General features: G+C 70.1%; 9 protein-coding genes and 1 riboswitch. Of the genes, 6 read left to right on the top strand and 3 right to left on the bottom strand.

What is annotated here, in order from left to right:
- The first annotated feature begins 82 nt into the window (after positions 1 to 82).
- Positions 83 to 1,012, top strand: coding sequence for a histidine kinase (locus ABZ260_RS38340; RefSeq protein ID WP_355627274.1), 930 nt, complete (start codon positions 83 to 85; stop codon positions 1,010 to 1,012).
- On the opposite strand, the gene ABZ260_RS38335 is transcribed toward ABZ260_RS38340, so the two are convergent.
- The 3 genes from ABZ260_RS38335 to ABZ260_RS38325 all read right to left on the bottom strand — a co-directional run bounded on the left by ABZ260_RS38335 (position 955) and on the right by ABZ260_RS38325 (position 4,172).
- Positions 955 to 1,242: an Lrp/AsnC ligand binding domain-containing protein gene (locus ABZ260_RS38335; RefSeq protein WP_030910213.1), complete on the bottom strand. Its 288-nt coding sequence runs from the start codon at positions 1,240 to 1,242 to the stop codon at positions 955 to 957. The two genes, ABZ260_RS38340 and ABZ260_RS38335, sit on opposite strands and share 58 nt — an antisense overlap.
- Positions 1,243 to 1,285: 43 nt before the next feature.
- On the bottom strand, positions 1,286 to 3,010 hold the full coding sequence (locus tag ABZ260_RS38330) for a DEDD exonuclease domain-containing protein (RefSeq protein WP_355627272.1): 1,725 nt from the start codon (positions 3,008 to 3,010) through the stop codon (positions 1,286 to 1,288).
- 82 nt (positions 3,011 to 3,092) lie between these two features.
- On the bottom strand, positions 3,093 to 4,172 hold the full coding sequence (locus tag ABZ260_RS38325; RefSeq protein ID WP_355627270.1) for a phosphotransferase family protein: 1,080 nt from the start codon (positions 4,170 to 4,172) through the stop codon (positions 3,093 to 3,095).
- A 268-nt stretch (positions 4,173 to 4,440) separates the two neighbouring features.
- On the opposite strand from ABZ260_RS38325, the gene ABZ260_RS38320 reads away from it, so the two are divergent.
- The 5 genes from ABZ260_RS38320 to ABZ260_RS38300 all read left to right on the top strand — a co-directional run bounded on the left by ABZ260_RS38320 (position 4,441) and on the right by ABZ260_RS38300 (position 9,435).
- The gene (locus ABZ260_RS38320) at positions 4,441 to 5,703 is read left to right on the top strand and encodes an NYN domain-containing protein (protein ID WP_355627268.1); all 1,263 of its coding nucleotides are present in this window, start codon (positions 4,441 to 4,443) and stop codon (positions 5,701 to 5,703) included.
- Positions 5,704 to 5,766: 63 nt separating this feature from the next.
- Positions 5,767 to 6,399: a hypothetical protein gene (locus ABZ260_RS38315; protein ID WP_355627267.1), complete on the top strand. Its 633-nt coding sequence runs from the start codon at positions 5,767 to 5,769 to the stop codon at positions 6,397 to 6,399.
- A gap of 151 nt (positions 6,400 to 6,550) precedes the next feature.
- Positions 6,551 to 7,528 (top strand): NlpC/P60 family protein, encoded by a 978-nt coding sequence (locus tag ABZ260_RS38310; protein WP_355627265.1) that lies wholly within the window; start codon positions 6,551 to 6,553, stop codon positions 7,526 to 7,528.
- Between the two features lie 71 nt (positions 7,529 to 7,599).
- A complete protein-coding gene (locus ABZ260_RS38305; RefSeq protein WP_355627263.1) occupies positions 7,600 to 8,298 on the top strand; it encodes a class I SAM-dependent methyltransferase in 699 nt (232 codons plus the stop codon).
- Positions 8,299 to 8,641: 343 nt separating this feature from the next.
- A riboswitch (cyclic di-AMP (ydaO/yuaA leader) is annotated at positions 8,642 to 8,801 on the top strand.
- Positions 8,802 to 9,012: 211 nt separating this feature from the next.
- Positions 9,013 to 9,435, top strand: coding sequence for a C40 family peptidase (locus tag ABZ260_RS38300; RefSeq protein ID WP_355627261.1), 423 nt, complete (start codon positions 9,013 to 9,015; stop codon positions 9,433 to 9,435).
- Positions 9,436 to 9,952: the final 517 nt, after the last annotated feature.

The following is a 9,952-nucleotide window of genomic DNA, read 5'->3' as shown; positions in this document are numbered from 1 at the left end:
AACACGACCAGCAGTGCGGCCGACCAGAGCAGGACGGTGGCGCCCGGGATGTCACCTCGGTGTGCCGTTCTAGGTTGCGACCATGTGGCGTGCTGACCCCCTGACCGAGCAGGTGTTCCCCATCCTGCTGGCGTGCCTGGTGCTCGGACTGTGCGTGGCCGTCGTGAGCCTGGTGTGGGATCGCAGGCTCCTGCTGCTGAGGCTCAAGTCCGCAGAGGACAGGTTCGCCGGTCAGCAGGAGGAACTGGTCCGCGCCCAGTTCGCCGAGAGGCGGGTGCGCATCGCCCGTGAGCTGAACGACGTGGTCGCGCACGGAATCAGCATGATGACGCTCGGCGTGGGCGCCGGGCGGATGATCATGGACAAGGATCCCGAGCGGGCCAGGCGGACCTTGCGGGTGGCCGAGGAGTCGGGGCGTCAGGCGCTCGTCGAACTCCAGCGCACCCTGTCGCTACTCGATCTCGACGGCTCCCCGGCGGGCCGGACGCCCCAGCCCAGGCTGTCCGACCTGCGGGACCTGTTCACCGAGGTCCGTGCGGCGGGCCTGGGCGTGGACATGGTCGAGGACGGCAGGCCCACCGAGGTCGCGCTCACCCTCGAACTGGTGGCCTACCGCATCGTCCAGGAGGCGCTCGCCAACACCCTGCGACACGCCGGCGCCCGCTCGGCCCGCGTCACGCTGCGCTGGCGGCCGGGCTTCCTCGACGTGCTGGTACGGGACGACGGCCAGGCCGACCCCGCGGCGACCGCGGGGCACGGCCTGTTCGGCATGCGGGAGCGGGCCGCCCTGTTCGGCGGGACGCTGGCGGCCGGGATCCTGCCCGGAGGGGGGTTCGAGGTGCGGGCGCGGCTGCCCATCTCGGGCGAGGCGGTCCCGGACGCCGCCCGCAAGGGTATGGGGGACGTCACCGACCTCGAACCGACCCGCCCTCGCCTCCGCCCCGCCGGCGCGGGTCAGTCGGACTCGCCGAGGCCGATCGAGAAGGCGGCGTCCAGATCGTGCCGGGAGTAGGCGCGGAAGGCGATGTTGGTCTCGGTGTGCAGCACCCCCGCCACCTTGTTGATCCGGCCGGGGATGACCTCGGCGATCTCCTCGTAGGCGGTGACGCGGACCATGGCCATCAGGTCGTACTCCCCGGTTATGGAGTAGACCTCGCTCACCCCGTCGATCTCGGCGATCGTCTGGGCGACCTCGGGGATCCGGTCCACCTCGGCGTTGATGTGAACGATCGCGGTGACCACGAGCTTCCTCCTCGTTGAGTATTGCCTGCCGTCTTTGACGCTATCAGCGCAGCGGACGGCCCTCGCGCGCCCGGCGTGGCTCGGCCGCCTGGTAGGCGCGGTCGATGCGGGCCTTGAGCCGGCCGGCACCCGAGACGGGCAGGCTCCAGGTGCCCTCCACCTGCACCAGCCGCACCCCCGGGGACTCCAGCCAGCGCAGGACACACTCGGTCTCCTCGGCGCTGGCGGCGTGGACCGGCCCGGGGCCGGGTGGCACCGTCTCGGCGGTGGCCGTCAGCGCCTCGACGAACGGGGTGGGGTGGGCGCCCCTCGGCATCACCCCCGCCGAGGCGAGCCGTCCGTACCGGATGACATGGATCTCCCAACAGCCGCCCGCCACGGGGGCGGCCGCGACCATCTGGGAGATGGCGGTCAGCGACCGCAGCCGCTGCATGCGGGCCGAGGTGCGGACGTAGGAGGCGAGCCGGTCGCGGTCGGCCGCGGCCTCCTCGTAGCGCTGGTCGAGGGCCAGGCGCTCCATCCTGGCCTCCATGGCGGAGAAGACCCCGGCCGCGTCCAGCTCCAGCGCCCGGCGCGCCGCCACGACGTGCACCGCGTACTCGTCGGGGGTCTCACGCCCCTCGCACGGTGCGCCGCACCTGCCGATCTCGGCGAGCGCGCAGGCGGAGCGCCTGGTGCGCGGAGTGATCCGCTCGGTGCACTGCCGCAGCGGGATGGTCTCGTGCAACACGGTGCGGGCGTCCTCGGCGGCGCGGGTGCTGGTGAACGGGCCCAGGTAGGACGCCTCGTCGTCCTTGACCTCGCGGACCACCGACAGGCGGGGGAAGAGCTCGTCGGTCAGCTTGAGCCAGAACATCTTCTCCGGGTGGCGCGACCTGCGGTTGTAGCGGGGCTTGGCCGAGCCGATCAGCCGGAGTTCCCTGACCTCCGCCTCCAGCGGGGTCGCGCAGGAGATGGATCTGACCCGCGCGGCGATGCCGATCATCTCGCGGACGCGGGGCCGGGTCTCGCTCGCGGTGAAGTAACCGCGCACGCGGTTGCGCAGGTTGGTGCTCTTACCGACGTAGAGCGGGTCGCCGCCGGAGTCCTCGAAGACGTAGACGCCAGGTCCCGCCGGCACCGAGTCGGCCAGGTGCCGCTTGCGGCGCTGCTCGGGGGTGGGCGCGCGGACGAAGCCCTTGAGCTCCTCCAGCGTCTGCACCCCGAAGGAGCCCGCCCGCTCCAGCAGGGCGTGCAGCACGTCGACCGTGGCCCGCGCGTCGGCGAGCGCCCGGTGGCAGGGCTCGGTGTGGCTGAAGATCGCGGCCAGCGTGGACAGCTTGCAGTTGGGCGCCTCGTCGCGGGTCAGCAGCTTGCGGGCCAGGTCGACGGTGTCGACCACCTGGTGGGCGGGCGGCGGATACCCGTGCGCCGCGCAGGCCGCCCTGATGAACCCCAGGTCGAACCCGGCGTTGTGCGCCACCAGGGTGGAGCCTGCGGCGAACTCCAGGAAGGACGGCAGCACCGACTCGATCCGCGGCGCCGCCACGACCATGCCGTCGGTGATGCCGGTCAGCACCGAGATGAACGGCGGGATCGGTGAACCGGGGTCGACCAGGGTGCCGAACTCACCGAGCACCTCACCGCCCCTGACCTTGACCGCGCCGATCTCGGTGATCGCGTGCTCGCCCGCCGAGACGCCGGTGGTCTCCAGGTCGAACACGACGAAGGTGATCTGGCTGAGCGGGGTGCCCAGCTCGTCGAGTGTTCCCTGCACGGCGTAGTTCACGATTCACGACCATAGAAGCCCCGACCGACATTCACCGCACCGGGTTCTTTCGGCGCCGGACGCCCGGAACACCCGTGGTCCGCTAGCTCCCGTCCAGCATCCGTTCGAGGGTGGCCCGGTGCAGCACCAGGTCGTCGGGGTCGTCCGGCATGGGCTGCTCGCCGAAGTGGATGCGGCGGTGCCAGACGCGGGCCATGATGACGCCGTGCCTGAGCGCGGCGTACATCTCGTAGAACTCCATGTCGCGTGGCTTGTATCCCGTTATTTCGTGATACGTCTCGCATACGTCCTCGCGTCGCATGAAGTCGGGTAGGCCGGGCAGTTCCATGACCTCGGCGATCTCCTGGAAGAACCGGTGCAGGAAGATCATCCAGGCGATGTCCAGCTCGCGGGGGGCGATCGTGGCCATCTCCCAGTCCAGCACCGCCACCGGGGTGAAGTCGCGGTACATCACGTTCCCGATGCGGGCGTCGCCCCAGCTCAGCACGTCGGGTCCCGGATCGTTCGGCCAGTGCTCCCGCAGCCAGTCGAACGCCCGCTCCAGCAGCGGGATGCGCATCGAGCCGTGTGCCCACTCGTAGTAGGACCGCTGGTCGTCGACGTGCCTGCGCAGCGCGGACTCGCCCGTCCCCGCGATCTCCAGCGGGCGCAGCTCCGCCGCGGTGAACGGGGCGTCGTGCAGTCTGGCCAGGATCTCGATGCTCTGCCGCTGCAGCCGCGTCCGGTCGGCCGGGGAGGCGTCCAGCAGCCAGCCCTCGAAGGTGTAGGGCAGGACGTCCGGCGGCACGTCGCCGGTGAGCCGCTCCATCACGAAGAACGGGGTGCCCATCGGTGCGGGGTCGGGCTCGTACCACAGGGTCCGGGGCGCGAGCACGCCGGCGCGCTCCCTGGCCATCCGCATGACCTCGAACTGCCTGCCGAGGTCGTAGCTCGGGAAGACCGGTACGGCCTCGCTCGCCGGGGCCATCCGGGCGACGCAGCCGACCTCCCGCCGGCCCTCCGTCGCCGTCCAGGAGGCGTCGAAGAGCAGGGTCTCGCTGGACATGCCGTTGCCCGAGGGCGCCGACAGCCGGGAGAGCGTGACAGGGGATCCCACCCTGCCGGAGAGCCACGACCGCATCCGTTCGTGTAACTCCTCGAGGTCGCGGGTGGATGTCCGCATATCCTCGGCTTGCCGGCGCTGCTGATCCATCGCGCTCTCCCGGGTGGCGTGCGTCACAAGGCGATCCGCACAGTCGTAACCTAAGAGCAAGCGCTTGTCCATAAAGAGTTCACGGCCGGGTCGGCCGCCGTCCGCCTTACGGTCAGGTCGGGGTCAGGGTGCGCTAGCCGTACCCTTGACGTGAAGACCGATCCGAGTAGGGGCCGTGATGAGTTCAGCCGGAGAGGGCCTGTCTCGTCCGTTACCCGAGCAGGTTCGCTTACATGTCGTGGAACTGGCGTCCCAGATCCTCGGCTCCATGCCCGCCGCCTCGGTGCCGCCGCCGCTGAAGGGGATCGCCAAATTCGACCCCCGCAAACGCGCCAGGCTGGGTGGCGCGCCCATCGCCGCGCAACTGGAGACCGACAAGAAGTTCCGCGAGCTGGTCGCGGAGACGCTGACCGCGGGCTGGCCGGAGCTGGTCGCGAGTCTCGCCGAGGGGGCGGTCCCGCCGGCCGCCGAGCCCGTCATGGTGGCCGCCGCCGCCTACCTGACCCGGCCGCCCGGCTGGGCGGCCATGGTGGAGGCGGCCCGCGCGGACCTGGAGCGGTCGGCCGCCGTCGCCGAGGGCTCCGCGCAGGAGCAGACGCTCTCCCGGCTGCGTGAGCAGTTGGCCGGCCAGAAGAACGCGGCCAAGGAGGAGTCCGAACGGCTGCGCGAGCAGCTCAAGGCCTCGCGTTCGGAGGTCTCCGACCTGCGCCGCAGGCTGCACGAGGCCCGGGAGCGGGCCAGGGCGGCCGAGGCGCGTGCCGCCGACGCCTGGGAGGCGGCGGAGGAGGCGAAGGCCGCCGCGGTCTCGGCGGGGAGCAGCGTGGAGAGCGAGCTGCGCCGTCTGCGCGAGCGGCTGGCCGACGCCGAGCGTCAGCTGGAGTCGACGCGCAGGGCGGCCCGTGAGGGCCGCAGCGTGGAGGACACCAAGGTCCGCATGCTGCTCGACGCCCTGCAGGACGCCGCCGCGGGGCTCCGCAGGGAGCTCGCCCTGCCCTCCGGCATCCACCGTCCCGCCGACTCGGTGGCCTCGGTGGCGCCGGGCAGGCAGGGGGTCCAGGCGGTTCCCGCGCGGGCGCTCGCCGACGACGACCCCGCCCTGCTCGACCAGCTGCTCGCGCTGCCGCAGATCCACCTGATCGTCGACGGCTACAACGTGACCAAGACCGGTTACGGTACGTTCACCCTCGCCGACCAGCGCAATCGCCTCCTCACCGGCCTCGGCGCGCTCTACGCGCAGACCCGTACCGAGCTGACCTGCGTTTTCGACGGCGCCGAGCTGAACGGGCCGGTCCCGGTGTCGGCACCCAGGGGGGTACGGGTGATGTTCAGCGCCCCCGGGCAGATCGCCGACGACCTGATCCGCCAGCTGGTCCGCGCCGAGCCCACGGGACGCGCGGTCGCGGTGGTCTCCTCGGATCGGGAGGTGGCCGAGTCGGTCCGCAGGATGGGCGCCCGGCCGGTTCCCTCGCTGCTTCTTCTCAGACGTCTGGGGCGGGCGTGAACCTTTTCCGGTAATGGCGCATCGAACCACCGGTAGGTATTTCGATCTCCCCAGGGGCATTCGATGAAGAAGATCATAACGCTCGCCGTCGCCGTTCTGGCCATCGGGGCGACCGTTGCCACACCGGCCGCCGCGGCTGCGGCGGCCGGCATTCCCAAGGGCTTCCTGCTGTACGAGAAGGACGCCGCGAAGAAGGACGACAACCCCGAGACCAACTGGACGGTCAGCAACTCGGCGAAGGCCCGGCTGGCCGTCAACCCGTGTGACAGGGCCGCGCTGGCCGCGACCGGCAGGACGGCCGCGCGGACGGTGACCTTCACCGGCGTCCCGGACTTCCTGAAGGTCGAGCAGGTGATCCTGTACCGCTCGAAGGCCGCCGCCGCCGGAGCCGTGGCCCAGTTGCGCTCCGCCCTGGCCACCTGTGGTTCCAACACCAACGCGGGCTCCACCTACCGTTACGTCTCCTCGCGCCTGACCGGGCTCGGAGACGAGGCGCTGAAGGTCTCCGGGCAGGTCTACTACGGCAAGAAGGTCGGCGTGGGCGGTGACCGCAGCGTGCTGGTCAGAAAGGGCAACGCGGTCCTGGTCTACCTCTGGGGCGGCGAGTACTCCAAGCCGGCGAAGAGCGACTGGACCAGGCAGCTGAGTGACGCCAGGAAGATGACCGCGAAGATCTGCGACGTCGCCGCCTGCTGACCGGGCGATCCGGGGGCCACCCGGGGAGACCGGGACTGCTACCTGCAGCTATAGGGATAAACACGGGAAAAGGTGATCTAAACCTTACTTGTTCTGTACTATTCGCCGCAGGTCTGTGCAGTCTGGAGGCGTTGACGTGGCCGTGGCGGGTATGCCGGTTGGACTCATTCGGATACCGGTGGCGGCCGGGCTCGCCCTCGCGCTGCTGATGGTGCCGGTGAGCGGGGCCTCCGCGGAGCCGAAGCCGACACTCGCCCAGGCCAAGAAGAAGCTGGAGAAGCTCAACGAGCAGGCCGACCAGATCGTCGAGAAGTACAACCAGGCCTCGGAGAAGTGGAAGCGGGCCAAGAAGAAGTACGTGACGCTGAACAGCGAGCTCGCCCGGCAGAACGAGCAGGTAGCCGGGCTGCGCAAGGAGCTCGTCGCGATGGCGGTCAGCACCTACCAGTTCGGCGCGGTCAACAGCTGGGAAGGCATGGTCTACCAGGCCGACCCCGGCGCGCTGCTGAGCGGCCTGGCCTCGGTCGACCAGATGTCGGCCTCCCGGGCCCAGTCGCTGAGCGCCTTCGACGAGGCCACCAAGGCGCTGCGGCTCAACAGGAACCTGGCCAAGGGGGCGCTGAGCGAGGCCGACGAGACGCGCGGCGAACTGGCCAAGGAGAAGGCCAAGGCCGACAAGATGGTCAGGGCTCAGACGAAGCTCCTGCGCGAACTCAACGTTTTCAAGACGGGCAACCCCGAGAGCACCGGGATCCAGTACAGCGGCCCCGCCTCGGGCAACGCCCGCGCCGCCCTGCAGTTCGCCTTCGCGCAGGTCGGCAAGCCCTACCAGTACGGCGGCACGGGGCCTGGCGGCTGGGACTGCTCGGGCCTGGTCCAGGCCTCCTGGCGCAGCGGGGGGGTCAGCCTCCCCCGTACCACCTGGGAGCAGTGGAGCTGGGGCACCAGCCGCAAGGTCTCGCTGAACGACCTCCAGCCGGGCGACCTCATCTTCAGTGAGGGCCTGGGCCACGTCAGCATGTACGCGGGCAACGGGCAGATCGTGCACGCCCCGCAGACCGGCGACGTCGTCAAGGTCGTCCCGCTCTCGGCCTATGGCCGTCGCCTCGTCGGAGCCGTCCGCCCCTGACGCGCGGTGCGCGGGTCCCGGCGGCCGGAAAACCGGGTGCGTCGCGCGCGGTGGCGCTGCAGCATCGGAACATGATCACTTCATGGATGCTCGACGAACTCGCCCATGCCGGTCCCGAGCACCTCGACGCCGCGTTCGTCGCCGGGTTCGACCGCAAGCAGGGCAGGCCCGATCCGGGGGAGGACCTCGCCGCGCTCGCCGGGCGCGGCCTGGGGGAGACGGCGACGGTCGTGGAACTCGGCGCGGGGACGGGGCAGTTCGCGCTGGCCGCGGCGCGGCGGTTCCGGCGTGTGGTGGCGGTCGACGTCTCCCCGGCGATGCACGACTTCCTGACCGTCCGGGCCGCCGAGGACGGCCTGGCCAACCTCGAATGCGTGCGGGCGGGCTTTCTCTCCTACGAGCACGCCGGGCCACCCGCGGACGCGGTCTACACCCGTCACGCACTCCATCAGCTCCCCGACTTCTGGAAGGCGGTCGCACTCGACCGCATTGCGCGGATCGTACGACCGGGGGGCGTCCTGCGCCTGCGCGATCTGATCTTCGATTTCCGGCCGGCCGAGGCCGACGCCGTGCTCGGCCGCTGGCTCGACGGCGCGGCCGACGATCCCGCGCTGGGTTACACCCGCGAGGACTACGCCGAGCATCTGCGCACCGAGTACAGCACCTTCCGGTGGCTTCTCGAGCCGATGCTCGACGCCGCCGGGTTCGAGATCGTCGAGGCGGACTTCAGGGAATCGATCTACGGCGCCTACACGTGCGTCCGGCGCTGACCCGTGCTCCGCGGCGGGAGAGGGCACCCTCGCGGCTTCAACCGTGAATTATGGCAAATGTGATGAACATTACAGAAATCGCGATTTGTCGGGCGTGATTCCGGGGGTGTGACGAGAGTCATATCTTAATAGCATAAACGGCCATTAAGCAGGGGTAACAGGAAGATCACGAAGGCTTATTGATCTTCTTGTTTGGCGAATGCTTTGCCGAAGGTTGGAGATCGGGGTAACTTCTGGCCTCGCGACGTGCAAGCCATGCCGTCGCGGTGAATGTCGGTCTTCGGGCCGGTGTCCCTATAGAAATCCAACCGGCCGCCGTTCCCCTGCCGGGGACGGACCTCATCACGGCGGCCCGCCGAATCTATGCAGCCAGGAGGCATGGAACCGGGGACCCAAAAGGCCCGACACAGCGTGGCCAGGGGTGAATCAGCGCATTTGCGCCGTAGGGCATCTTCCAAGCCCGAACCCGTCAGCTAACCCGGTAGGCATCAGTGGAAGCACCAAGGAGAAATCCTGTCTACCACCCCGTGTAACACCCGTCTGTCGCGCCTTTTCCGCCTTTCTCTCGGCGGCATCGCCCTCACCCTGACCGCCTCAGCCGGAGCGGTCACCCTAGGGCCGGCGGCGGCCAGGGCGACGACGGACAGCACCCCTGAGATCCTGGTCAACACCGCGGCCGGAGTCTCCGAGCAGGCCGAGAGCACGAAGAGAACCGTGCACAGGGCCAAGGCCGGTACCAAGGTCAAGACCAAGATGAGCAGGGCGGCCCTGCAGAAGGTTCGGGCTCGCAAGGCCGTCTCGGCGGCCAAGAAGCAGGTCGGCGATCCGTACCGGTGGGGTGCCTCCGGTCCCGGCGCGTTCGACTGCTCGGGGCTCGTCAAATACGCCTGGCGCAAGGCGGGCGTGTCCATTCCCCGGATCACGCACAGCCAGTACCGGGCGATCAGGAAGAAGGTCTCGTGGAGCCACCTGCACCCTGGTGACCTGATGTTCTTCAGTGGAAAGGGCCACGTCGGCATGTACGTCGGCAAGGGCAGGATGGTCCACTCGCCGAGCAGCGGCAAGACGGTCCGGATCGTGAAGCTGGAGGGGTACTACAGGTCCTCCTTCGCCGGAGCGGTCCGGCCCGGAGCCTGAGCAGGGGCGCCGGCCCCGTTCCTCACATGTGCGGGGACGGGGCCGCTCCGTTTCCGGCGAAGGCCGCGAGCGCGTGGCCGGCGGCCTGGGCCGGCGCGGATCCGCGCTACCGGATCACGTTCCGCTCCGGCGGCAGAACGCGGCAGGTCAGGGCACGCTCGCGCCCCGGCGGGCACTCCCGTGCGGGCCTTCACCTCCGGCCCGAAGGCCGGAGCGCCGGCCCGCGTTCCGCTAGCATCACATCGTTATGTCCGTCCCGAAGGGGCGCCGCACCGTGCTCGCCGGGATGCTGGCGCTGATGAGCGTGGGCCCGCTGGCCGGGACGGGACCTCTCCTGGCCGGAGCCGGCCCGCTTCCTCACGACCCTCTCCACCGCGCCGGAGAACTCCCCGTCGACCTTCGCGACCTGTGGCCCGGTGCCGCCGTCATGGGGTGTTGCCCAGGACGCTGCATGTGGATGAGCCGTCGCCGCATGTGGACTGGTCGGCCGGGGCGGTCGAGTTGCTCACCGAGGCGC

It is taken from the genome of Streptosporangium sp. NPDC006013 (assembly GCF_040614275.1).
Classification (GTDB): domain Bacteria; phylum Actinomycetota; class Actinomycetes; order Streptosporangiales; family Streptosporangiaceae; genus Streptosporangium.
Note: the sequence above shows the minus strand (reverse complement) of the source record. Positions and strands in the feature narration are given on the sequence as shown.

Coding starts and splice junctions, on each gene's coding strand:
- ABZ260_RS38340 (WP_355627274.1), top strand. CDS start 83: ATGTGGCGTGCTGACCCCCTGACCGAGCAGGTGTTCCCCATCCTGCTG.
- ABZ260_RS38325 (WP_355627270.1), bottom strand. CDS start 4,172: ATGCGGACATCCACCCGCGACCTCGAGGAGTTACACGAACGGATGCGG.
- ABZ260_RS38315 (WP_355627267.1), top strand. CDS start 5,767: ATGAAGAAGATCATAACGCTCGCCGTCGCCGTTCTGGCCATCGGGGCG.
- ABZ260_RS38310 (WP_355627265.1), top strand. CDS start 6,551: ATGCCGGTTGGACTCATTCGGATACCGGTGGCGGCCGGGCTCGCCCTC.
- ABZ260_RS38305 (WP_355627263.1), top strand. CDS start 7,600: ATGATCACTTCATGGATGCTCGACGAACTCGCCCATGCCGGTCCCGAG.